This window comes from Apilactobacillus pseudapinorum (assembly GCF_040369555.1).
Classification (GTDB): Bacteria; Bacillota; Bacilli; order Lactobacillales; family Lactobacillaceae; genus Apilactobacillus.
The window spans coordinates 14,188-37,955 of sequence record NZ_BAABVU010000011.1 but is presented as its reverse complement, the minus strand read 5'-3'; the positions used below and the strand labels follow the sequence as shown (position 1 = coordinate 37,955).

The 23,768-nt window shown below is 35.0% G+C and carries 22 protein-coding genes and 2 other annotated features; of the genes, 7 read left to right on the top strand and 15 right to left on the bottom strand.

Annotated features, from left to right (window positions below; translation table 11 throughout):
• The first annotated feature begins 170 nt into the window (after nt 1–170).
• The gene (locus ABWU86_RS01265; protein ID WP_293793443.1) at nt 171–560 is read left to right on the top strand and encodes a hypothetical protein; all 390 of its coding nucleotides are present in this window, start codon (nt 171–173) and stop codon (nt 558–560) included.
• A 184-nt stretch (nt 561–744) separates the two neighbouring features.
• On the opposite strand, the gene ABWU86_RS01260 is transcribed toward ABWU86_RS01265, so the two are convergent.
• From ABWU86_RS01260 to ABWU86_RS01225, 8 genes are all read right to left on the bottom strand, one after another.
• Nucleotides 745–1,101 carry a DUF1516 family protein gene (locus ABWU86_RS01260; RefSeq protein WP_293793440.1) on the bottom strand — a complete coding sequence of 119 codons (357 nt, stop codon included), beginning with the start codon at nt 1,099–1,101 and terminating at the stop codon, nt 745–747.
• A 17-nt stretch (nt 1,102–1,118) separates the two neighbouring features.
• Complete coding sequence (locus tag ABWU86_RS01255; RefSeq protein ID WP_053950633.1) at nt 1,119–1,307, bottom strand: DUF6440 family protein; 189 nt, start codon at nt 1,305–1,307, stop codon at nt 1,119–1,121.
• 108 nt (nt 1,308–1,415) lie between these two features.
• Nucleotides 1,416–2,150 carry an amino acid ABC transporter ATP-binding protein gene (locus ABWU86_RS01250; RefSeq protein ID WP_293793438.1) on the bottom strand — a complete coding sequence of 245 codons (735 nt, stop codon included), beginning with the start codon at nt 2,148–2,150 and terminating at the stop codon, nt 1,416–1,418.
• Nucleotides 2,134–3,624 carry an ABC transporter substrate-binding protein/permease gene (locus tag ABWU86_RS01245; RefSeq protein WP_293793437.1) on the bottom strand — a complete coding sequence of 497 codons (1,491 nt, stop codon included), beginning with the start codon at nt 3,622–3,624 and terminating at the stop codon, nt 2,134–2,136. Before ABWU86_RS01245 ends, ABWU86_RS01250 begins: the two co-directional genes overlap by 17 nt.
• A 2-nt stretch (nt 3,625–3,626) precedes the next feature.
• Complete coding sequence (gene argH / locus ABWU86_RS01240) at nt 3,627–5,006, bottom strand: argininosuccinate lyase (RefSeq protein ID WP_353321013.1); 1,380 nt, start codon at nt 5,004–5,006, stop codon at nt 3,627–3,629.
• Entirely contained in the window at nt 4,999–6,300 is a 1,302-nt protein-coding gene (locus ABWU86_RS01235; RefSeq protein ID WP_293793434.1) for an argininosuccinate synthase, read from the bottom strand. The genes argH and ABWU86_RS01235 overlap by 8 nt, the downstream gene beginning before the upstream one ends.
• 304 nt (nt 6,301–6,604) lie before the next feature.
• Nucleotides 6,605–6,834 (bottom strand) — a binding site (T-box leader).
• A gap of 42 nt (nt 6,835–6,876) precedes the next feature.
• Nucleotides 6,877–7,099: a binding site (T-box leader), on the bottom strand.
• 50 nt (nt 7,100–7,149) lie between these two features.
• Nucleotides 7,150–8,472 (bottom strand): C1 family peptidase, encoded by a 1,323-nt coding sequence (locus ABWU86_RS01230; RefSeq protein WP_353321011.1) that lies wholly within the window; start codon nt 8,470–8,472, stop codon nt 7,150–7,152.
• A 15-nt stretch (nt 8,473–8,487) separates the two neighbouring features.
• Nucleotides 8,488–9,804, bottom strand: a complete 1,317-nt coding sequence (locus tag ABWU86_RS01225) for a C1 family peptidase (protein WP_353321009.1) — start codon at nt 9,802–9,804, stop codon at nt 8,488–8,490.
• A 311-nt stretch (nt 9,805–10,115) separates the two neighbouring features.
• On the opposite strand from ABWU86_RS01225, the gene ABWU86_RS01220 reads away from it, so the two are divergent.
• Nucleotides 10,116–10,664 (top strand): hypothetical protein, encoded by a 549-nt coding sequence (locus ABWU86_RS01220; RefSeq protein ID WP_293793429.1) that lies wholly within the window; start codon nt 10,116–10,118, stop codon nt 10,662–10,664.
• A 34-nt stretch (nt 10,665–10,698) separates the two neighbouring features.
• Here the strand turns inward: ABWU86_RS01220 and lepB are convergent, their stop codons facing one another.
• The 7 genes from lepB to rpmH all read right to left on the bottom strand — a co-directional run bounded on the left by lepB (nt 10,699) and on the right by rpmH (nt 17,844).
• A complete protein-coding gene (gene lepB, locus ABWU86_RS01215) occupies nt 10,699–11,373 on the bottom strand; it encodes a signal peptidase I (RefSeq protein ID WP_353321007.1) in 675 nt (224 codons plus the stop codon).
• Between the two features lie 704 nt (nt 11,374–12,077).
• Nucleotides 12,078–14,009, bottom strand: coding sequence for a tRNA uridine-5-carboxymethylaminomethyl(34) synthesis enzyme MnmG (mnmG, locus tag ABWU86_RS01210; RefSeq protein WP_293793428.1), 1,932 nt, complete (start codon nt 14,007–14,009; stop codon nt 12,078–12,080).
• Between the two features lie 42 nt (nt 14,010–14,051).
• Nucleotides 14,052–15,443, bottom strand: a complete 1,392-nt coding sequence (mnmE, locus tag ABWU86_RS01205; RefSeq protein WP_293793426.1) for a tRNA uridine-5-carboxymethylaminomethyl(34) synthesis GTPase MnmE — start codon at nt 15,441–15,443, stop codon at nt 14,052–14,054.
• A gap of 178 nt (nt 15,444–15,621) precedes the next feature.
• Nucleotides 15,622–16,350 carry an RNA-binding cell elongation regulator Jag/EloR gene (gene jag, locus ABWU86_RS01200; RefSeq protein WP_293793424.1) on the bottom strand — a complete coding sequence of 243 codons (729 nt, stop codon included), beginning with the start codon at nt 16,348–16,350 and terminating at the stop codon, nt 15,622–15,624.
• Between the two features lie 103 nt (nt 16,351–16,453).
• Nucleotides 16,454–17,287, bottom strand: a complete 834-nt coding sequence (yidC, locus tag ABWU86_RS01195; RefSeq protein WP_293793422.1) for a membrane protein insertase YidC — start codon at nt 17,285–17,287, stop codon at nt 16,454–16,456.
• Entirely contained in the window at nt 17,287–17,649 is a 363-nt protein-coding gene (gene rnpA / locus ABWU86_RS01190; protein ID WP_053950645.1) for a ribonuclease P protein component, read from the bottom strand. Before rnpA ends, yidC begins: the two co-directional genes overlap by 1 nt.
• Before the next feature lie 60 nt (nt 17,650–17,709).
• Nucleotides 17,710–17,844 (bottom strand): 50S ribosomal protein L34, encoded by a 135-nt coding sequence (rpmH, locus tag ABWU86_RS01185; protein WP_034530627.1) that lies wholly within the window; start codon nt 17,842–17,844, stop codon nt 17,710–17,712.
• Nucleotides 17,845–18,333: 489 nt separating this feature from the next.
• Here rpmH and dnaA point away from each other — a divergent pair, with 489 nt between their 5' ends.
• The 5 genes from dnaA to recF all read left to right on the top strand — a co-directional run bounded on the left by dnaA (nt 18,334) and on the right by recF (nt 23,751).
• Nucleotides 18,334–19,674 carry a chromosomal replication initiator protein DnaA gene (dnaA, locus tag ABWU86_RS01180; protein ID WP_353321003.1) on the top strand — a complete coding sequence of 447 codons (1,341 nt, stop codon included), beginning with the start codon at nt 18,334–18,336 and terminating at the stop codon, nt 19,672–19,674.
• A 171-nt stretch (nt 19,675–19,845) separates the two neighbouring features.
• Nucleotides 19,846–20,982 carry a DNA polymerase III subunit beta gene (dnaN, locus tag ABWU86_RS01175; protein ID WP_053949417.1) on the top strand — a complete coding sequence of 379 codons (1,137 nt, stop codon included), beginning with the start codon at nt 19,846–19,848 and terminating at the stop codon, nt 20,980–20,982.
• Between the two features lie 124 nt (nt 20,983–21,106).
• Nucleotides 21,107–22,201 (top strand): M24 family metallopeptidase, encoded by a 1,095-nt coding sequence (locus ABWU86_RS01170; RefSeq protein WP_293793411.1) that lies wholly within the window; start codon nt 21,107–21,109, stop codon nt 22,199–22,201.
• Nucleotides 22,202–22,404: 203 nt separating this feature from the next.
• Nucleotides 22,405–22,623, top strand: a complete 219-nt coding sequence (gene yaaA / locus ABWU86_RS01165; RefSeq protein WP_187155851.1) for a S4 domain-containing protein YaaA — start codon at nt 22,405–22,407, stop codon at nt 22,621–22,623.
• Nucleotides 22,624–22,632: 9 nt separating this feature from the next.
• Entirely contained in the window at nt 22,633–23,751 is a 1,119-nt protein-coding gene (gene recF, locus ABWU86_RS01160) for a DNA replication/repair protein RecF (RefSeq protein WP_293793409.1), read from the top strand.
• Nucleotides 23,752–23,768 lie beyond the last annotated feature (17 nt).

The following is a 23,768-nucleotide window of genomic DNA, read 5'->3' as shown; positions in this document are numbered from 1 at the left end:
AGACTCTTTTTTTGCAATTTTAAACCAATCTGTGAGATAATACAATCGGTGTTATTTGATTTTTAGCACCCATTTAATGACATTATAAATGAAAAAACTAAACACACTTTTAGATTGTTGTACTAGAATAGTCTAAAACATCATCTGAATTAGGAGAGGATTTTTTAACAATGTCAGACATACAACTAAGACCTATTATTAATGAATGGGCACAAGATTTTAGTGAAGAAATCGTTGACTTGCAATCAGTTCGTGAACAACTATCAAACGAACAATTTGATAACTTCATGCAACAAGTTAAGGATTTAGAACTACTTACAAATACTGAAACTTACAAGATTATTTACGATGCTGCTAAGAATGATTTAAACTTAAATCATATCGATGATTTAGCTAACCGTATTAATCAACTACAACGCTTAATTGAAATTTGTGGTGAATACAGTGATCAACCAAAATACATTTTATTCGCTAACATGTTTGAAAATGCTGGTTTAGCAACTGACGATACTTTTGCCAGATTAACTTACGCTGAACTTGCACTACAAGATTTTAAATAAGCAAAAAAAGAGAGCAACCCATAGGGGTTGCTCTCTTTTTGCTTAATAAACTACACCTATATTCTACCAATAATTAATAGTATATGGCAATTTAACGGGCTTTTTATCATCCAACATTAATAAAACCACAGTATGATGTCTAATTCCACATATAAAAAAAGAGAACTCTTCAGAGTTCTCTTTTTTAGATGAAATTAATAAATGGTCGTCCACCAGCAATAATTAAACCGATGATAATCACCAAAACAAATACTAAAACTAAGCTAACCACTAACCCTCTGGTTAAATGACGTTTAGTCTTTTCAGCATATGACATTTCAATTAGCCCAATTAAAAAGATTGCCATTGCAACTTTTAAAATTGTGAAAATGGCATCGCGACTAAATGCTTTCATAAATAGCACCGCACCGGTCACAATAAAAACTAGATAACTAATCCTAGTCATCATCATATAAGGCTTATAACCACTCTTTTTAAGCAAAGAAACGCATACTAATACAATTAGCAGCATCGCAGCGATTAAATGTATCCATAAAAACATGGTGGAAACCTCCTCGATTATTTGTCTTTTTCTTTATGTTCGTAATCGTCATCAATTTCAGCTGGGTCCACAAATAATGTTCCATCAGGATTACGTAATGGAGTTAATGTACTTCCATAACCACCGTATTCAACACCGGTTCTTTGATCAATATAAATTGATACTCCTGTAAATGATTCTTCAACTAATTTAAAACGTTTAGACAATTGATTTCCTCCTCGGATTAACTCAAAAAGTGTCGTTGATACTTTCATTGTACAAAATAAAAAAGGAATAATCAAAAAAGGCTTACCTTATGGTAAGCCTTTTTACATTTAAATCATTTTACTTAAGAAACGTTGTGCATTTTCAGTTTGTGGGTTAGCGAAAAAATCTATAGGAGATTGCTTTTCCTGAATCTTTCCTTCATCCATAAACCAAATTTCATCAGAAACGTTTTTCGCAAATTCCATTTCGTGAGTAACAATAATCATTGTCATGTCTTTTTTAGCCAAGTCTTTCATTACTGAAAGAACTTCACCAACTTTTTCTGGATCCAATGCAGATGTTGGTTCATCAAATAGCATTACTTCTGGGTCCATTGCTAACGCACGTACAATCGCGATACGTTGAGCTTGACCACCAGATAGACTACTTGGATATACGTTTGCTTTATCGTCTAGTCCGACTGTTTTCAATAATTCATGTGCTTGTTTTTCAGCAACTTCTTTACTCATTTTCTTTACCTTAATAGGTGCTAATGTGATGTTATCGATAACTGTTTTGTTATCAAATAAGTTAAAGTTTTGGAATACCATTCCGATATGAGTTCTTAGTTCAGTTAGTTCTTTATCAGTGCTGGATACTAAATCGTTTCCATCTAGTAAAACCTTTCCTGAGGTAGGTTCGCCCAGCATATTAATACAACGTAAGAAGGTACTCTTACCAGCACCGGATGGGCCAAGTAATGAGATGACATCCCCTTTATGCACTTCTGCATTAATATCCGAAAAGATAGTGTTGTTTTTAAATTTTTTACTTAGGTTTTCAATCTTAATCATTGGTTCCATGGCTGATCTTCCCTTCTAAATGTTTCATAATTCTTGAAATTGTAAATGTAATTACGAAGTAAATTACCATAATAACTGCAATTGGAGCGACCCCTTGGTAGGTATCAGCTTGAACAGCTCTCATTTGATACATTAATTCACCAACACCGATTACAGAAGCTAGTGAACTATCCTTAATTAAAGTAACTAATTCATTACCAAGTGCTGGCCAAATGTTTTTAAATGCTTGTGGTAGCACGATGTATTTCATTGATTGATGTTTGGATAAACCAAGTGATAATGCGGCTTCGCTTTGACCATCAGAAATAGAATTAATTCCCCCTCTAATGATTTCTGCAACGTATGCCCCTGAGTTAATTGAAATTGCAATAATTCCAGAAGTTAGCGCTGGAACGTTTACGACAGTTCCTAGACCGAAGTAGATGAACATAATTTGTACTAATTGAGGTGTCCCACGAATAAATTCAATGTAACAAACGGCAATTGCGTGTAATAGCCAGTTGTGACTTAATCTCATTAGGGCAAAAATAACCCCTAAGATGATACCGAAGAATACTGATACCACTGAGATGATCATTGTGTATTCGATACCTGAAATGAAGAATCCTTTGTATTGCCACATGCTAGAAGCTGATGATGAATCCTTGTTGTTAGTTAAATGTTTAGCTGCTGCGGGGACGAATTTTTTGATGTATAAATTATGGCTGGTAACATTTTTAATAGTCTTGTTAGCAATGTTTACTAAACCAGTTGCTCCTTTAGCAAAAGCAACGTTGTTATCACTGTTAACACCTTTCATCTTTGCATCGATGATTTTTAAACCGGTGTTGTGTGAGGCATAAGCTTGAGCAACCGCTGTATCCATTGGAATTGCGGAAACTTTACCAGATTTCAAAGCTAAAATTAAATCGTTGATGTTTTCCATCCCTTTAATGTTAGCTGTTTTTACTGCTTGCTTAATTTCATCATATTGAACAGAACCAACTTGGGCTCCAATTGTTTTATGTGCTAAATCTTTGTATGACTTAATCTTACCAACTTCAGAATTACTAATAATTAAACTAGTTCCTGATGAGTAGTATGAATTACTGAAATCAACACTCTTAGCTCTTTCTGGAGTCTTGTTCATTCCAGCAATTACCATATCAACCTTCTTAGTTTGTAGTGCAACTAATAGTGAATCAAATCCCATTGATTTAACCTTTAGTTTAACGCCTAGGTCTTTAGAAATTTGTTTACCTAATTCGATATCAGCACCGTAAACATGTGATGTGCCGTTATCTTTTCCAATAAATTCATATGGTGGATAATCTGGGGCAGTTCCCATAACGATGTATCCTTTTTTCTTAATTTGTTGCACTGAATTATCAGCTGCAGAAGCGTTAACACTTGGTGAGCTAAAAGCTGTCATAAATAATGTCGCCATCATTACTAAAATCGTAACGATAACTGAATGTTTCATTATATTTTTCATAATTAATGATCTCCTTTTAATTTTGCATTATTAATTTGTTTTTGGACTTCGGTAAAACCGGTGGAACCAAAACTTCGCCTCCTTTGAATAGCGACGTCTGGTTTTAAGTCCTCATAAATATCCGCTTCAAATAGTTCTGAATAGTTATGTAATTTTTCTAATGATAAATCCTGTAGGTAGCATCCCTGGTTAATACATTCTGCTACCAATTCACCGGCAATGCGGTGTGCTTGCCTAAATGGTAACCCTTTGGCTGATAGATAATCAGCTAGTTCAGTAGCGTTGGAAAAGTCAGTCTGTACAGATTCCAACATTTTGTCTTTATTAACTTTCATTGTTGCGACCATTTCGGTCAATAAAGTTAAAATTGGTGCAATGTTTTCTACTGTATCAAATACCCCGTCTTTGTCCTCTTGTAAATCTTTATTGTATGCAAGCGGTAATGATTTCATCGTTGCCAATAGTGCCGTTAAATGACCGTAGACAACGCCGGTTTTACCACGAATCAACTCACACATATCTGGGTTTTTCTTTTGGGGCATTATCGAACTACCAGTACTAAACTCATCTGATAATTCAATGTATTTAAACTCGTAACTAGACCATAAACATATTTCTTCGCATAACCTTGATAAATGCATCATCAGAATCGACGCATTGCTTAAAAATTCAATGGCGAAATCACGATCGGATACGGCATCAATCGAGTTATTATATGGTTTTTGAAAACCAAGTAGACCTGCCGTGTAATGCGGATCGGTTGGAAACGTTGTCCCAGCCAGTGCTGCCGCACCAATTGGTGATAAGTCGGTATGCTTTTGATTAAATTCAAAACGTTCCACGTCTCTTTGCAACATCTCATAGTAAGCCATCAAATAGTGGGCGTATGAGATTGGCTGTGCGTGTTGCAAATGAGTGTATCCTGGCATAATCGTTTCAACATTTTGATCTGCTAAGTTAACTAACTCATCTTGAAACTTTTTGATTAATGAAATGATATCTGGCAATCGATTTTTTAAATAAAGGTGAAAATCCAATGCCACTTGATCATTCCTAGACCTTGCCGTGTGTAGTTTCCCGGCAACCGGTCCAATCTTTTCGGTTAAAACAGATTCAACATTCATATGAATGTCTTCATTTTGGTAGCTGAATTCCAAATCACCGTTGTTAAATTCTGTTTTGATTTCTGATAAACCAGAAACAATTTGATTAAGCTCATCATCAGTGATAATTCCGCTGTGGTTGAGCATCTTAGCATGAGCAACTGATCCATCAATATCTTCGTTTGCCATCTTAATATCGACGTTGATGGAGGCACCTAGCTTTAAAAATAAATCATTGGCATCGCCGCTAAAACGACCGCCCCATAATTTTTCACTCATTAACATCACCCTTTGTTTGGTTAGCTACTAATACTTTTTCCTTTGATTGTTCTTTTAAAACATCTTTGAGAAAAGCACTTTGTAAATTCTTTTGTTTTACTTGTGAAGCAACTTGGGTTGGTAATCCCCATAATTTAATGAAACCAACTGAGGCATCTTGATCAAATGAATCTGATGATGTGTATGTGGCCAAGTTTTCATCATATAGTGATTCGTCTGACTTAGAAGCAACAACTGAAACGTTTCCTTTAAATAACTTTAATTTGACTACTCCACTAACAGTTTCTTGAGATGTCTTAATGAATGCCTTCAAAGATTGCATCAATGGAGAGAACCACAATCCGTTGTATGTTAAATTAGCAATTTGTTGTTCAATCATTGGTTTGAAGTGAGCTAAGTCACGTTCCATTGTTAGGTTTTCCATTGCTTGATGTGCCTTAATCAATACGGTTGCACCTGGAGCTTCATAAACTTCCCTAGATTTAATCCCGACCAAACGATTTTCAATATGGTCAATTCGACCAACTCCGTGTTCACCAGCTAATAAATTAATTTGAGCAATGATGTCAACGAAACTCATTGATTGTCCATCAATGCTAACTGGTTTCCCTTGATGAAAACCAATTCCAACATAAGCTGGCGTGTCAGGGGTATCTTCGATTGGTTTAGTAATATCGAACGCATCATCTGGTGCTTGGTTCCATGGATTTTCCAACACTCCACATTCATTTGCACGACCCCAAATGTTAGCGTCGATTGAATATGGTGAATCTAAATCAATTGGAATTTCAATGTTATATTTTTTAGCAAATTCAATTTCTTCTTCACGGTTCCAATGCCATTGACGAACCGGCGTAACCACTTCAATGGTTGGGTCAAGTGAATGAATCGCAACATCGAAACGAACTTGATCATTTCCTTTTCCAGTACAACCGTGACAAATGTATTCGGCACCTTCTTGATGAGCAATTTCAACTAGTTTTTGACTCATCAACGGACGAGATAAAGCTGAACTTAATGGATATTCACCTTCATACATAGCGTTAGCATCCAATGCTGTTAATAAGAAGTCTTCAGCGAATTCATCTAAAGCATCAACTACATATGACTTAATGGCACCAACCTTAAGTGCCTTGGTTTTGATTTGGTTTAAATCTTTATGTTCACCATAATCTTCACCAACGTTAATGCAACAAGCAATAACATCAAAACCTTGTTCAATTAACCAAGCGATTGAAACCGATGTATCTAATCCACCGGAGTAAGCTAATACAATTTTCTTTGATTGTTTCACATGAAACATCTCCTTTTTCTTTTTAAAAAAAAGTCCTCTAGACTAATGTCTAGAGGACGAATTTATCGCGGTGCCACCTCAATTTCTAACATTCTCACGAATGCTAGCTCACGAAGTTAAATAACTTCTACGTTAACGCCGCCAACGTTTCTTCTACTCATTTCGAAGAACATTCTCAAGTACGATTAATTAAATGTCATTATTAACTCTCATCAATGTTAAATTCTCTGTAAATGATTGATTTAATTAAATTCTTGATCTAATTTCTTTTTATTAAACTAAAAAAGTCCCCTAGGAATAATTCCTAGAGGACGATTATATCGTGGTTCCACCTCAGTTTCTGATGTTTTCACAAACATCAGCTCACAAAGTTTTTACAAACTTTAACTATAACGCGTTAACGGTTAATTCTACTCATTTCAAATTAAAACTCATAGGTACGATTTAATTACGATTATCCTTAGCTCTCACCCGGTTTTACTAAGTTCTCTGTAAATAACTAGCGTAATTAAAATTCCTAATCATCGTTTGTTTATTAATTTTAGGTATAAAAAAATCCTCTTGGAATAACATTTCCAAGAGGACGAATAAATCGCGGTGCCACCTCAATTTCCAACATTCTCACGAATGTCAGCTCACGAAGTTAAATAACTTCTGCGTTAACGCCGCCTACGATTTTTTCTACTCATTTCGAAAAATGACTCTCAGGTACGATTTAATTACCGTGATACTCCTTCTCACTTGTTTGGAGCTTTCTGTGAAACACTCAATAATTAAAATTCCTGTTCAACGTCTATTTGATTGTTACTAATACTAATACCCTCTAATAAAAAATGCAACCCTTTAATTTTATTCTAATGAATCCCAAGGGTCTAATTCGATCGATGATTGGCTTAACAGTGCGGTTTGTTCGCTAGATAAATATTTTTTATTTACGACTAATTCGTACACATATTCATTCATCCAACCGTCATCCATGATGTAATATCCGTTCACACCATTCTTTTCACCCCATGAATTTTCAACCTTCCATTTAGTTGGTTGATCATCCACTAAATCAACACCAGTTAGTGCTGTAGCATGTGAAACTTGTGCTTCATGATATTCTAAACGATCTTTTTTAGTCATTGAAAGATCAACGTCAAATAATTCATCGTAGTGATATAGGTTTTCTGCTAAAAATCCTTTTTGACGGTCTGATTGTCTTGCAATATCGTTAGCAAACCATACAGCTTCGCCATCTTTTAATTGTGCAACCGCTGCTTGCTTTAAGTCTTCCATTGGTAAGTTTAAGAATTCAATCTTTCTACCACCAACGACGTTTTCTTGAGATGCTAAACGATACATCTTTTCATAATCCTTATCAGGAGCATTACTTAAGACTACGTAATCATCTAAATCAGCGTCACTAAAGTATTTTTCATAGAATGATTTTGGTGTTAAATCACGATCAATGTGGTAATTACCCTTATCATCCCTGTATTCAAAATCGAAAGTCTTTGGTGGAACACCTAGTGAAAATGCTGCAATCTTATATACTTCTGCTAGCATTTGTTCACGTGCTTCGTGAATATCTTCTTCGCTGACTTTATCATCTACCATGTTACGTAATTTCATTGCATCTTTGTGTAACTTGTAATCCAAAATGCTATTTAAATCACCAGTACTTTCTGAAACGCTAGTTTCGGAGAAAACAGTGGTGGGAACCACTCCATATTTTTGAACCAATGAAACTGCCATTGCCCATTGGCCACCATCAGCACCAGGTCCAGCTAAATAAAATTCAACCTCACGGTCATCTAATGGCTTATCAGCAGTATTGATAATACGGTCAAAGAAAATATTAGCACGTTCAATCTTATCCCAGAAGAATAAGTAATTTTGTGATAATTCGAAGTCTTTAACATCGTATTTTTCACCGAATTGATGCTTTAATGTGTTTAATAATGCAAACATCCAGCAACGACCTGATTGTTTTTGGTTTGAAACTTTACCAGTTTTTACTTCAACAGAAAAAACTGGATTTAATTTTTCGATTGCTTTCGCATCGTAAGCAGCGTTGTTAATTCCGTTTTCGGTAACAGAGCGTTCTAACACACGATTAATCGTATTTTCGTTATATGCTGATCTAAAATCTTTTAAATCTTCAGCTGTAATCTTTGTTTCAGTCATTGTAAACACTCCCTCCTATAATGCTTCCCATGGTTTTAAGACGACTGGTTCTTTATCTAGTAATGCTCTTTGTGCATCTGTTAGGTACTTTTTATTAACAATTAGTTGAAAAACGTTGTTATCCATCCAGTTATCAGACATTACAAAGTATCCTTTTTCGCCGACCTTTTCACCCCATGAGTTTTCAACTTTCCACTTGGTAATCTTGCCATCAACGATGTCGACACCAGTTAAAGTCATTGCATGATTAGGAATGTTATCTAAGTATTCTAAACGTTGACCCTTTGTCATATCTAAATCGATATCAAACAATTCACCACGACGGTATAAGGTGTCATCTAAGATTCCACCTTGACGGTCTGATTGTTCAGAAACGTTATTAGCAAACCACATTGTTTCACCATCTTTTAGTGATTCAACAGCAGCTTGTTTTAAAACGTCCATTTCCACGTTTAAGAAATCAACATGCTTTCCACCAACGACATTATCGCCGGCCGGGTGTAAGTATAATTGATTCATTTTTAAGTTAGGATAGTTCCCTAATACTGTGTAATCATCTAAGTCAATTTCAAAGTATTTATCGAAGAATTCTTTAGGTGTGATGTTAATATCAACATGGTAGTTTTGCTTGTCATCACGGTATTCAAAGTCGAATGTTTCACGTGGAACACCACATGCGTAACCCGCAATTCGATATACTTCTTTTAACATCGCATGACGTTGTTCTTTAATTTCTGAATCGCTCTTGTTAGCATTGACCATATCACGTAATACCTTAGCATCACGACGTAACTTACGATTTAAAACTTCTTTTAAGTCAGTCGTATTTTCAGTCACGTTGCTTTCAGGGAATGCTGAAGTAGGTGCTACTCCATACTTTTGCACTAGTGAAACTGCCATTGCCCATTCACCACCATCAGCACCTGGTCCTTCTAAGTACCAACGAACTTCACGATCATCAAATGGCTTGTCTGCTGTATCGATAATACGGTCATAAAAAATGTTGGCACGTTCAATCTTATCCCAGAAGAATAAGTAGCTTTGTGATAATTCAAAGTCCTTCACATCATATCGCTTAGCAAAGTCGTGCTTTAACACATTTAATAGTGAAAACAGCCAACAACGGCCGGATCTCTTTTGATTTGAAACCTTACCAGTATCTACTTCAATTGAGTAGGTATGGTTTAACTTAGCGACTACTTGGTTATCCTTAGCAGTCTTATTGATTCCATTTTTCATAACAGAACGTTGTAATATCTTGTTCTTAGGATTTTTATCATATTGTTCACGCATGGCATCAAAATCTGCTTGCGTTAACTTTGTTTCTACCATAATTGCACCCCTATTCTTGATTCCATATCATTTATGATAGTTAAAATATATTGTTTTAACAAACATTTAGCTAAATTTATGTATGGTTTTGATGGTTTCAAAACAATCTCCATTAGTATTTGAAACTAAAAAATGTATATCTAATCATTTTCTAATTTAAATTTAATTATATATTACTAAAATAGCTTGTCAACTTTTGTAATTTAGATAAAAAAGCTTAAAAATCAGTAATTACAGTTGATATTTTCTGATTTACTGGTACATTTATAGTATAGATAAATTATAGTTAATAACGGAAAAGAAGGATCAACATGAAGAAAAAAATCGCGACTGCTTTAGTTGCTGCTTTAACCATTTTTGTAACGGTAACTACAACTAAGGCTTCAGCTGCTGAAACATATACTAACCGCAGTGAATTCACTAATGTTTACAAATACATCAAGCAACGTAAAGGTTTTACTATGAAACGTTTTAGATACTACAAGCGTGTTGGTAAAAGCCGTGTGGGTGGTCGAGTTCACTTCAATGGTTACGATTTCTTATTTGTTCCTAAGTTAGGTGGTTACGTTCCAGAATACCAACTACGTAAGGTTATGCCTCGTCGAACTGCATCCCCTGAAGCTCAATCAAATAATTCTGTGACTATCAAAGTCAAAAAGAAGATCAAAACATACAAAACTAAGACTAAAAAGAACAAGTCAGTTAAGACTGTTGTAGTAAGCAAGACGATTACCATCACTAAAAATAATGATGATAAGAAGAAACCTGAAGTTCCTAATAAACCCACAACAACTACAACCGCAACTAGCGCTTCTACAACTGCTAATGCCAGTTCTAACAACACCACTGTTAACAAGTAGTAAAAAAGCACTCGAATTTAATCGAGTGCTTTTTTTATTGTGCTAAATCATTAATGTTATGACGTTCTGTCTTCGTTCCAGACCATGGGAATAGTTTAACTACCCCTAAGATTTTGTCCTTATCAACAAATCCCCAGTAACGACTATCATTAGAGATTGAACGGTTATCACCTAAAACAAAGTACTTACCCTTTGGTACGACTGTTTTGTTTTGGTTATAAACCCATTTAGTTTTAGATAGGCTTGCAATATCCCAATTCTTAATTTGCTTATCATTATCATCGAAATATCTCGTTCCAACAGTTAGTTCTTGATTGCTAATATAACTTTGATTGAATACCTTGTTATTTACGTATAACTTACCATTTTTATAGGCAATATTATCGCCTGGAAGACCAATAACACGCTTAACATAGTAATTAGTAGTAGTAGCAGTAGGATCTTCACCATGCGCATCGAAAACGATAACGCTATTTCTTTTAACTGTTGCTTTTTTTAACACTAACATCTTTTCACCATTATGTAGATTAGGATCCATTGAATGACCGTCTACATTTGCTGTTGTAACAAAGTGTGTGAAAGTTAAGTATGCTAAAATTAAGAAAATAACATATAATCCCCAGCTTAATACTTCTTTTATAATTTTATGCTCGCTCATGTAACTAGAAAAATTTCTATATAAGCTACTTTTTTTATCCTTATTTTTCATTTTTATTACTCCTAATTATCGAATAACACCATTGTATCATTATTTCAACTAATTGATTAAATAAAATTTCTTGTATTAAGGTTAAATTATAAGTATAATTTAATCGTTAATATCTTCACTAAATGATAAAGGAATGACTAGACATTAATAAACTAAATATTCATCGTAATATTTTAGGTGCATTTTTAGTGTGGTTTTTACTCTCTGTTCTATGGGGTTTGTTCGCAATTGATAAAGAAATATTAACCGAACGAATTACATTCCGCATTGATTTAAATACTGCGTTACCACAAATGGCAATCCTCATTCAAGCCGGCATCTTATACATAATTATCTCATTGATGCGAACTAGAATTTTTTTAGCATTTATTTCGATATATGTCGTGTTTGTGGACGCTTTAAATCTTTCCGCACCTCTTATCTGTATAATATCCGGAAAATACCTGTATGCTATTTTTTTGGGTACTATGTGGATTCTATTAACTATTGCGATTATTTGTTTTACTATTTGTGCAAACCACTCAATTCTAAAACATCGATCAATTAAAATAAACAACCAAAAGACATCAGAATACTTAAAATACAACATTATCCTTTTAAAAAGATTTTGGATTCCAGGAGTTATTGCTGCATTTCTATTCTCTCTTATGAATAGTTGTTTACATTAAAAAAACCGTCTAAACAATGTTTAGACGGTTTTTATTTTAGTCTTTTTTGACTTTAGCGATTTTGCCTTGTTGAATGTAAACACCTAAGATTGCAACATCAGAAGGGTTAACTCCTGAAATTCTAGATGCTTGCGCAACTGTTTGTGGTCTAATCTTTTCAAGTTTTTGACGGGCTTCGGTAGCTAAACTATCGATGGCGTTGTAATCAATGTCATCTGGAATCTTTTTAGCTTCCATCTTCTTCATTCTAGCAACGTTTTCTTCAGCCTTCTTAATATATCCGGCGTACTTAGTTCTAATCTCAACTTGTTCAATCACTCGACGACCTAATGGTTTTTCAGCAGGTTCGATAAACTTCAATAAAGTATTATAAGTTACATATGGACGACGTAAGAATACTGATGCTAAAATTCCATCTTTAAGTGGCTTGTCGCCATGTTCTTCAACAAAATCGTTCACTTCGTCACTAGGTTTGATTCTAGTATGATCCAAACGTTCTAGTTCTTCTAATACCGCTTGTTTCTTAGCTAAGAATTCGTTATATCGTTCATCTGAAATTAGTCCTAATTCATGCCCTTTTTCAGTTAAACGGAAATCAGCATTATCATTTCTAAGTAGTAAACGATATTCAGCACGACTAGTCAATAAACGGTATGGTTCATTGGTACCCTTAGTAACTAAATCATCTACTAAAACACCAATGTAAGCTTCATTACGTTTTAGAATCAATGGATCTTTTCCTTGAGCGCGTAAAGCGGCATTGATACCAGCATATAAACCTTGACCCGCAGCTTCTTCATAACCAGAAGTTCCGTTTGTTTGACCAGCTGTATATAGGTTCTTAACAATCTTAGTTTCAAAAGTTGGTTTTAATTGATAAGGAGCGACAACATCATATTCAATTGCGTATCCTGGACGCATCATTTCTGCATGTTCCAATCCAGCAACAGAGTGTAGCATTTTTTGTTGAACTTCTTCAGGAAGAGAAGTTGAAAGACTATCACAGTAGTATTCATTAGTTTCTCTTCCTTCAGGTTCTAAAAAGACTTGATGTCTGTTCTTATCAGCAAAACGCACAATCTTATCTTCGATTGATGGACAGTAACGAGGACCAACCCCTTCAATCACTCCAGTGAACATTGGTGCACGATCTAGATTATCTTTAATAATTTGGTGAGTGTGTTCGTTAGTATAAGTTAACCAACATGATAGTTGATCTTTAACTGGAATGTAGTCATCATCTGAAGTTTCAAAACTAAAGTGATTTACTTCTTCATCCCCAGGTTGTTCTTCTGTCTTAGAAAAGTCAATTGTACGACCATTAACACGTGGTGGAGTACCTGTCTTAAAACGCTTTAATTCGAAACCTAATTCTTCTAGGTTTTCTGATAGCTTCATTGCTGGTTGAGAGTTATTAGGACCTGATGAGTACATTAATTCACCAATGATAATACGGCCACGAGCAGCTGTTCCGGCACAAATAACAGTAGTCTTTGAGTAGTACTTCGCACCAGTGTAGGTAACGATTCCCTTGCAGACACCATCTTCAACGATTAATGAATCAACAATCCCTTGTTTTAAATCCAAGTTTGGTTGGTTTTCAATTGTTTCCTTCATTGCACGATGGTAAGCATGCTTATCCGCTTGTGCACGTAAGGCACGCACAGCTGGACCTTTACCTGTATTTAACATTCTCATTTGGATGTATGTTTTGTCAATATTACGACCCATTTCTCCACCCAAAGCATCAATCTCTCTAACAACGATTCCCTTAGCTGGTCCCCCTAGAGAAGGGTTACATGGCATGAATGCCACCATGTCCAAGTTAATGGTAATTAACATGGTTTTATTACCCATTCTAGCTGAAGCTAGCGCTGCTTCACTACCTGCATGTCCGGCACCTACAACGATAACATCATATTGACCAGCTTCATATTGAATCGTTTCGTCACTTACGACTTGACTCATTTTTTCTTCCTCCATTCAAAATGTTTCACATGAAACATTTTTCTATTTTCCTAAACAGAATTGGCTAAATAGTTGATCTAACAGTTCACCGTTGTAGCTATCTCCTGTAATTTCACCTAATGATTCCCAACATGCGTGCATATCCATTTGTACTAAATCAACCGGTAAGCCTTCTTCTAATCCATTAATTACGTTATTTAGTGACTCTTTAGCATTGTGTAACAGGCTAACGTGTCTAGCATTAGTTACCATTACATCATTTTGTGAACTTTGAATTCCCTCAGTAAAGAATAACTTCGCAATCATTTCTTCCAATGGTTCAGTTCCGTTATCTTGAATTGCTGAAGTGGTAATCACATTTTCAGCACCAACTAATTTTTTAACTTCATCAACATCAATTTGTTGAGGTAAATCAGTCTTGTTTAAAATAACGATTCGTTTAGTATCATCGGTTAACTCAATCAACTGACGATCTTCGTCAGAAAGAATTTCTGAATAGTTCAATACTAATAGCACCAAATCAGAACTACTAATTGCTTTTCTAGAACGTTCTACACCGATTTTTTCAACCTTGTCATCAGTTTCACGAATCCCGGCAGTATCAACTAGTTTCAAAGGAACCCCTTTAACGTTAACGTATTCTTCTAGCACATCACGAGTAGTCCCTGGAACATCAGTTACAATCGCTTTATCTTGATGTAATAAGTGGTTCAAGATACTTGATTTACCAACATTAGGGCGTCCCACGATAGAAGTGGCTAAACCATCTCTTAAAACTTGACCTTGTTTAGCAGTTTCTAGTAGCTTTTCGACCTTAGCTCGTAAATCAATTGCGTTATCACTTAACAACTTAGAAGTAACAACTTCTGCATCATCATATTCTGGATAATCAATATTAACCTCAACATTAGCTAATACATCCAAAATTTGTCGTCTTAGCGTTCTGATCAATCTTGAAAGATTTCCTTCTAATTGACTTTCAGCAGCCTTCATTGAACGGGTTGTTTTCGCATCAATTACGTCCATAACCGCTTCAGATTGTGATAAATCGATTCGTCCATTTAAGAACGCACGCTTGGTAAATTCACCTGGTTCAGCTAATCTAGCACCATAACTCAAAATTAATTGCAAAATAGTATTAGTAGCTAAAATTCCACCATGACAGTTGACTTCGATTACGTCTTCGCAAGTATATGTCTTAGGTGCTCTCATCACGGAAACCATTACTTCATCGACATCTTCTTTAGTATCCGGATCAAAAACGTGACCATAGTTAATGGTATGTGATTCAACTTTATTCAAGTCCTTACCACGGAAAATCTTACTAATTACCTTTAAGGCATCATCTCCACTAATTCTAACAATCGAGATTCCTCCTTCACCAGGTGGTGTTGAAATCGCTGCAATTGTATCAAAATCTGTTGTTGTTGCCATTTTATTCTTCCTTTCTAAATCCGAATAGATCTATTTTCAATCTAAATGCACAAAAAAAGTGCCCACTCCACGCCAAAAACACAGCATGAATAAAGCACTTTCACTACTTCATTTATTATCTGATTTAAATTATATAGTATATAATAAAAATTTTTATCTGATTTGTCAATTTATATGACTATACATTTTGTGGTTCTACAACCACGGCACGATAGGGTTCGCGTCCAGATGAAAAGGTATTAACATATCCATTATCTTCTAATTGAGTATGAATAACCTTCCTTTCAAAAGAAGGCATTGAATCTAGATACACTGGTTGCCCTGTCGCAACTGCTTCTCTGGCAGTCTTTTCAGCTAATTTCTTCAAAATTTCTGTCCGACGGTGACGATAGTCAGCAGTATCCAATTGGATTGATAGACGGCTGTAGCCAATGTGATTTAGATAGATTTGAGCCAAATCTTGTAATGCATTGATAGTTAGACCATGTTTTCCTATTAATAGTCCTTCTTGTTCTGTCTTAAAGTTAATACGAGCAAACTTACGATTCATAATCTTAGGTTGTTGCTCTGCTGTAATCCCTAATTCTTCTACAATCGGTTGCAAATAAGCCATTAAGTCTTCAATGGCTTGTTCATTAGAGTGTTTACGTGTGTTTTCGGTGTTGTTACTTGGTTTTAAATCAATTTTGTTAATGGTTTTAGTTGTTGTTGCGATATCTTGAGAGTTTGATGCTGTTTGTACGTTTTTAACGTCGATTTCGACGATTGCATCACGTTTTCCGATTCCTAGAAAGCCCTTACGATTAGTTTGTACAACGTTGATTTCAGCGTTGCTTCTATCGATGTTTAGTGACTTTAGTCCTTCTTCGATCGCATCATTAACTGTTTCAGCAGTAAATGTTGACATGTGGGGACTCCTTTAAAAATAAACTATGTTAACTATCATATCATAAAACCGCGTCATAATGATACATAAAAAAGCGTCTGATATTAAAATCAGACGCTTTTGTTTATTTACGACGAGATTTCTTAGCTTTACGAATTGCTTTTTCAACATTTCGCTTACGGTCTTTTTCAGCACGTAGCTTTGCTTCTCGTTCTTTTTGAATTTTCCAAGGGTTTTGAAGTACTAATGTTTGTCCAGCTTGGAATGCATTAGTTACTACCCAGTAAATTGAAATAGCGGCAGGAATATTTAATGCCATAAAGAAGATAATTAGTGGCATTCCATATGTCATTCCTTTAGTCATTCCATTTTGTTCTGGTTGTGACTTCATTGACAACCATGAACTGATAAATGTGAATAATGCAGCTAGGATTGGCATTACGAAGTAAGGATCACGATGTCCTAATTGTAACCATAGGAAGTGACCTAGTTTCAAAGCTTCAGTACGCCATATTGCTTGATACAATGCCCAAAGAATTGGCAATTGAACAAGTAATGGTAAACAACCAGCAACTGGGTTAACACCAGCTTCAGCATAAAGTTTTTGTTGTTCTTCACGAAGCAACTTAACAGTTTCAGTATCCTTTGAAGAATACTTCTTTTGTAATTCCTTTAGCTTAGGTTGTAATTCTTGAGTCTTTTTCATGCTCTTGGTTTGATAAATCATCAAAGGCAAGATCACAATTCTTACAATAATAGTGAAGGCAACGATACCCATTCCATAACTAGAACCAAATAATTTAGCTAACCAAATAATGGCTCTTGAGAAATTTAATACGATGACTCCATCCCATAGACCAGTACTGTGTGAAGTAATTGGTTTATTACTACATGCAGTTAAAAAGAATACTAGTCCTAAAATTGAAGTTAGTGAAAGATACTTCTTAAATTTTTTCATTAGTCTTCTCCCTCAACATAATCAGAATCAAGCAAGTTTGCCAATTTTAAAACATGAACCATGTTCTTCTTAACTTCTTCCATTGATAACATGTCAGCTCTTGGGCGAGCAATCACTAAGAAATCAACTTCTGACTTTAAATGTGGCTTTAATTCGGTCAAACTTTGTCTTATTCGTCTCTTAACCCAATTTCTGTGTACGGCGTTACCAATCTTTTTTCCAACTGAAATTCCGACTCTAAAATGGGGTTGATCAGGCTTTTCCATTTGATAAATGACAAAAGTCCGGTTAGCAACTGAATTATGTTTTTCAAAAACACTTTGGAATTCTGCTTCTTTTTTGACGCGATATGACTTACGCATAATCCATCTCCATTAAATTTTGTTCAATATAATGAAAAAGACCACTGAATGGTCAGTGGTCTATACAGTCAATGACTTTCTACCTTTTTTACGACGGCGAGCTAAAACTTTACGACCGTTGCTAGTGCTCATACGACTACGGAAACCGTGAGTACGTGCGTGCTTACGTTTCTTTGGTTGGTAAGTTCTCTTCATTACTAACCCTCCCTTATATGTTTTTTGTATGTTTCTTTTCTATGTCAAATACATTTCTTAAATATAATAACACAAAACCAAAATGGATGGAACATAAAAATTGAGATTTAATCGCTAAATATCTGCTTTTTTATCCACATTTTATTTTGTTTCATACACATTTTTGATGGTTTCTTGTGGACTTATTTTTTCAAATCCACATAGTTATCCACAAGTTATCCACAATTCAACACATTGTTATTATTTTTATTAACAGGATGTGTATAACTTTTGGTTATTATTATTATATCAATCATCATAGCCTGTGGATTATTAACAACATTTTGTGGAAAACTATTATTTTTTTCGTTTTTTCATAAGTTATGCACAGTTTGTGAGATTTTCAATCAACAATGTGTGAAACATTTATACACAATCAAAACAACTTGTGGAAAACTTTTTTTTTTAATGGTAAAATTACTAAAGATTTTTAACGGGAGGAAATGATTCATGGATAAAGACTCATTATGGGAAGCAATCAGTGAAGCATTTGAAAAAGATGTTTCACCAACTACCTATTCAACATGGATTGAAACAGTTAATCCAATTAGCTTAGTTGATAATAAGTTAACATTAGAACTTCCTTCTCCTCTCCATCGTGATTATTGGAAGGATAAACTTTCTGATTCGCTTGTAGAATATGCATACCAAATCACTAAGAAAGATATCGTTCCTAATTTCATTTTAGAAGGAGAACTTCGAAATTCTACTAATGAAAATAGCTCTGATGATTCAACTCAACCTAATCATGTTGATGAAGTTTTGCGCAGTTCCCCTTTAAATCCAAACTATACATTTGAATCCTTCGTTATCGGAAAAGGGAACCAACTAGCACATGCTGCTGCTTTGGTTGCTTCTGAAGATCCTGGTAAAATGTATAATCCGCTTCTTTTATATGGAGGCGTGGGGCTAGGAAAAACCCACTTGATGCACGCCATCGGAAATAAAATTCTAGAGCAAGATCCTCAAGCTGATATTAAATATGTTACTTCTGAATCATTTACGAATGACTTCATTAATGCAATTCAAAATCACCAAACGGAAAACTTTAGAGCTGAATATCGAAACGTTGACGTTTTATTAGTTGATGATATCCAATTCTTCGCTGATAAAGATGCCACTCAAGAAGAGTTCTTCCATACATTTAATGCTTTATATGATAATCAAAAGCAAATTGTGTTAACTTCAGATCGACTACCATCTGAAATTTCAAAACTTCAAGATAGATTGGTTTCTCGTTTCGCATGGGGATTATCAGTAGATATTACTCCACCAGATTTAGAAACTAGAATCGCAATCTTACGTACAAAGTCTGAAGCTGACATGATTAAAGTCCCAACAGATACGCTTACATACATAGCTGGTCAAATTGATTCTAACGTTCGTGAACTAGAAGGTGCTTTATCGAGAGTACAAGCATTTGCTAGATTCAAACAAGTTCCAATTACTACAGATTTAGTGTCTGAAGCGCTTCGCGGATTAAATAAGGGGGATTCAAAACCCGAAATTACAGTTGAACAAATCATTAAATCAGTTTCGACTTACTTTAATGTTTCAACTGATGATTTAAAAGGGAAAAAACGAGTTAAGACGATTGTCACACCACGACAAATTGCAATGTATCTTTGCCGAACTATGACTAACAGTTCTCTTCCTAAGATTGGAACTGCGTTTGGCGGTAAGGATCATACCACGGTAATTCATGCTTACGATAAGATTGCTGATGCAATAAAATCTGACTCAACACTAAAAAATCAAGTAGATGAATTGAAAGAAACCATCGAAAGATAGTATTCTTAATGTGGAAAAATGATAAAGTTATCCACAAGTTATCCACATGTGAAAAACTTTGATACGCTTTATATGAGTTAACTTTTCCACAGAATACACAGGTTCTATTACTGCTTTATATAACTATATATATTAAATTTATATAAATACACTCACGGGGAGATATGAATAATGAAATTTTCAATCAAGAGATCAGCTTTCATTCAAGGAATTAATATGGTTTCTAGAGCAATTTCATCTAAAACTACTATTCCAATTCTTACTGGATTAAAACTAACAGTTTCAAATGATGCTTTAATCCTAACTGGAAGCAATGCTGATATTTCAATTGAAACAGTGATTGATAAAAATGATGCTGACAACCAACTAATCATTGAAGAACCAGGTTCAATTGTTTTACCTGCTAGATTCTTCAGTGGAATCGTAAAAAAATTACCTAACGATACAATGACACTTTCTGTTACTAATGGTTTCCAAACTGAAATCACTTCTGGAACATCATCATTTACTATTAATGGTTTAGATGCTGCAGATTACCCACACTTACCAGAAATTGATAATGATAATGAAATCTCACTTTCAGGTGACGTCTTCAAGGAAATCATTAACCAAACTGTAATTGCGGTTTCAACTCAAGAAAGTCGTCCAATTCTTACTGGGGTTCACTTTGTGTTAAAAGATGGTACTTTATTTGCTGTCGCTACAGACTCTCATCGTCTAAGTCAACGTAAAGTGGCTTTACCTGATAACCAAGGTGAATACGACGTTATCATTCCTGGTAGCAGTTTATCTGAACTATCAAAAATGATTTCAGACGAAACCGAAAACGTGAAAATGAAGATCACTGACAACCAAGTGCTATTTACAATTGGTGACACATACTTCTACTCACGTTTACTAGAAGGAACTTACCCAGATACTTCTCGTTTGATTCCAAATGAATCAGAAACTCAAGTTCAATTTGAAGCTTACGAATTACTAGGTGCGATTGAAAGAGCTTCTCTTCTATCACATGAATCAAGAAACAATGTTGTTAAACTAAGTATCAAGACTGATGACAAAAAGGTTACTATTTCAGGTAACTCACCAGACGTTGGTAATGTTGAAGAAGACGTTGAAAGCAAAGAATTATCAGGTAATGATTTAGAAATCTCATTTAACCCTGATTACATGAAAGATGCGCTACGTGCATTTGGTCACTCAATGATTAATGTGTCATTCACAACTTCATTACGTCCATTTACATTAGTTCCATCCGAAGATGCTGAAAACTTTATCGAATTGATTACACCAGTTCGTACTTTCTAATAATATTTCTCATAAAACTCGTCCTTTATCTAATAAAGTGGCGTGTTTTTTTAATTTAAAATCTAATTTTTGTTTTAATTTTTACTGATTTGGGCTAAGATAGATTAAAAGAGGAGGGATTTACATGTCTAAGATAAAGTCAATCCAGGATTGGACTTACAATAATGGATTAGATTTCACGTATTTAAGTGATCCAAAGACGATTCAATATTTAACTGGATTCTACAGTGATCCGGTGGAAAGAGTGCTAGCTTTAATTGTGTTCCCTGAAAAGGAACCGTTTATGTTCGCTCCAGCATTGGAAGTTGAAGCAATTAAAGATACGGGTTTTCCATATGATGTCTATGGATATTTAGACCATGAAAATCCATGGCAAAAGATTGCAGCTCATGTAAAACAACGAGTTGATAATCCTAAAGCCGCTGGACTTGAAAAAGAAAGTTTGACAGTTGCGCGACTAGAAAACTTACACGCAGAGTTAGGAAATGTGAAGTTTGAAACTGACATTACCGATTTCTTAAATACAATGCGTTTAATCAAATCAGAAGATGAAATTGAAAAATTAAAAGAAGCTGGTAAGGAAGCTGACTTTGCTTTTGAAAAAGGATTCGCAGCCATTCAAGCTGGTAAATCAGAAAAATCAGTCGTAGCTGAATTAGAATATGCACTAAAACAAAAGGGTGTTATGGAAATGAGTTTTGACACCTTGGTTCAAGCCGGTGCGCATGCTGCTGAACCACATGGTGCTACTAGTGATAACTTGATCCAAAACAACGAAATGGTGCTATTTGATTTAGGAACTGTTCATGATGGTTATATTTCAGATGCATCTCGTACTATTGCCGTTGGTAAATTAGACGATAAACAAAAAGACATTTACGACGTTTGTTTAGAAGCGCAATTAGCTGCAATGGAATTCGTTAAACCAGGTGTTACTGCTGAACAAATTGATAAAGTAGCGCGTGATATTATCGATAAAGCTGGTTATGGTAAGTACTTCATTCACCGATTAGGTCATGGAATGGGAATGTCAGAACACGAATTCCCATCAATCATGGAAGGTAACAAGATGGAAATCAAACCAGGGATGTGTTTCTCAATTGAACCAGGAATTTATGTTCCCGGTTTTGCTGGGGTTCGAATTGAAGATTGTGTCTATGTAACTGAAGATGGATGCAAGCCATTTACCCACACACCTAAAGAAATTAAATATTTATAATAAATAAACCCCTTAGATGGAAATCTAAGGGGTTTATTTTGCTTATAAAGTCAATTTTGATAGATTTTAGCGATTTTGACGTAATTTAAATCAACTGGTCTAGTTAAATTTAGAATTGCTGAGAATGGCAAAAATTAGCTTGTAAACTATACTTTTGGCCTATAAAAGGGTATAATAATACATAAGTAAAGGTGGGTGAAGTTTTGAAAAAGAATGTTTTCATCGATACCGAATATATTACTTTAGGACAGTTGTTAAAAGAAGAAGATGTTGTTTCTTCTGGTGGCCAAGCTAAGTGGTATTTAAAAGATCATGCAGTGAAGCTAAATGACGAACCTGAAGATCGTCGTGGTAAGAAATTATACGACGGTGACAACGTCGAAGTAATTGATGTTGGTTTGTTTTTTATTCGCAAAAAGTAGGCGTTAGTTATGAATTTAAAAGAACTAAAATTACGACACTTTCGTAATTATAGCGATGTTGAAGTGACCTTTTCACCTTCGATTAACGTCTTATTAGGGAATAATGCTCAAGGGAAAACTAACATGTTAGAAGCAATCTACGTGTTAGCGCTAACTAGGAGCCATCGAACTAGTAATAATCGTGACCTAATAAACTGGCAGAGCGAATCTGCACAAGTTTATGGCGAAATTGAAAAGGAACTTGGCACGACCAAACTAGAAATTGATTTGGGTAAAAAGGGTAAAAAAGCTAAAGTTAATCATCTTGAACAAGCCAAGCTATCTTCATATGTAGGTGAATTGAACGTGATTTTATTCGCCCCAGAAGACCTATCAATCGTAAAAGGCGCACCAACGATAAGACGCCGCTTTATGGATATGGAATTCGGTCAAATGAGTAATCAATATTTATACAATAATGCTCAGTATCGCAAAATTTTAAAACAACGAAATAATTATTTAAAACAGCTCCAGATGAAAGAAGCTAAAGACGAATTGTACTTAGATGTCTTGTCCGATCAATTAGCGGCGTATGGAGCTAAAATCATTTTTCAACGTTTAGAATTACTTGAAAAATTACAGGGATGGGCTGCTAAAATCCACGCTGGAATTTCACAAGATAAAGAAGTACTGAAATTTAAATATGTATGTGCATTAAAGAAAAAAGACCAAACTAGCGTAGACGATATTTACCAAGCGTTAACGAATCTGTTTGCTGAAAATAAGCAAAAAGAAATCCGCCAGGGAAGTACGTTATACGGCCCACATCGGGATGATTTACAATTTATTATTAACGGGAAAGATGTTTCCACGTTCGGCTCACAAGGCCAGCAAAGAACATCCGCACTTTCAGTGAAACTAGCTGAAATTGATTTAATGAAAGAAGAGACCAACGAATATCCGGTGCTCCTATTGGATGATGTTTTATCTGAATTAGATGATAATCGCCAAACTCATTTACTAAAATCAATTCAAAATAAAGTGCAAACGTTTTTGACGACTACCAGCCTAAGCGGCATTGCTCGTGACTTAATTGAGGACCCTAAAATCTTCAATATTTCCAGCGGGCAAGTCGAATCGGAAGAATAGTCTGACTTAAGGGAGGA

Coding starts and splice junctions, on each gene's coding strand:
- rpmH (WP_034530627.1), bottom strand. CDS start 17,844: ATGAAGAGAACTTACCAACCAAAGAAACGTAAGCACGCACGTACTCAC.
- dnaN (WP_053949417.1), top strand. CDS start 19,846: ATGAAATTTTCAATCAAGAGATCAGCTTTCATTCAAGGAATTAATATG.
- recF (WP_293793409.1), top strand. CDS start 22,633: ATGAATTTAAAAGAACTAAAATTACGACACTTTCGTAATTATAGCGAT.
- ABWU86_RS01225 (WP_353321009.1), bottom strand. CDS start 9,804: ATGGTAGAAACAAAGTTAACGCAAGCAGATTTTGATGCCATGCGTGAA.
- ABWU86_RS01170 (WP_293793411.1), top strand. CDS start 21,107: ATGTCTAAGATAAAGTCAATCCAGGATTGGACTTACAATAATGGATTA.
- dnaA (WP_353321003.1), top strand. CDS start 18,334: ATGGATAAAGACTCATTATGGGAAGCAATCAGTGAAGCATTTGAAAAA.
- jag (WP_293793424.1), bottom strand. CDS start 16,350: ATGTCAACATTTACTGCTGAAACAGTTAATGATGCGATCGAAGAAGGA.
- mnmG (WP_293793428.1), bottom strand. CDS start 14,009: ATGAGTCAAGTCGTAAGTGACGAAACGATTCAATATGAAGCTGGTCAA.
- ABWU86_RS01220 (WP_293793429.1), top strand. CDS start 10,116: ATGAAGAAAAAAATCGCGACTGCTTTAGTTGCTGCTTTAACCATTTTT.
- ABWU86_RS01245 (WP_293793437.1), bottom strand. CDS start 3,624: ATGAAAAATATAATGAAACATTCAGTTATCGTTACGATTTTAGTAATG.
- argH (WP_353321013.1), bottom strand. CDS start 5,006: ATGAGTGAAAAATTATGGGGCGGTCGTTTTAGCGGCGATGCCAATGAT.
- yidC (WP_293793422.1), bottom strand. CDS start 17,287: ATGAAAAAATTTAAGAAGTATCTTTCACTAACTTCAATTTTAGGACTA.
- ABWU86_RS01250 (WP_293793438.1), bottom strand. CDS start 2,150: ATGGAACCAATGATTAAGATTGAAAACCTAAGTAAAAAATTTAAAAAC.
- ABWU86_RS01230 (WP_353321011.1), bottom strand. CDS start 8,472: ATGACTGAAACAAAGATTACAGCTGAAGATTTAAAAGATTTTAGATCA.
- rnpA (WP_053950645.1), bottom strand. CDS start 17,649: ATGCGTAAGTCATATCGCGTCAAAAAAGAAGCAGAATTCCAAAGTGTT.
- mnmE (WP_293793426.1), bottom strand. CDS start 15,443: ATGGCAACAACAACAGATTTTGATACAATTGCAGCGATTTCAACACCA.
- lepB (WP_353321007.1), bottom strand. CDS start 11,373: ATGAAAAATAAGGATAAAAAAAGTAGCTTATATAGAAATTTTTCTAGT.
- ABWU86_RS01260 (WP_293793440.1), bottom strand. CDS start 1,101: ATGTTTTTATGGATACATTTAATCGCTGCGATGCTGCTAATTGTATTA.
- ABWU86_RS01265 (WP_293793443.1), top strand. CDS start 171: ATGTCAGACATACAACTAAGACCTATTATTAATGAATGGGCACAAGAT.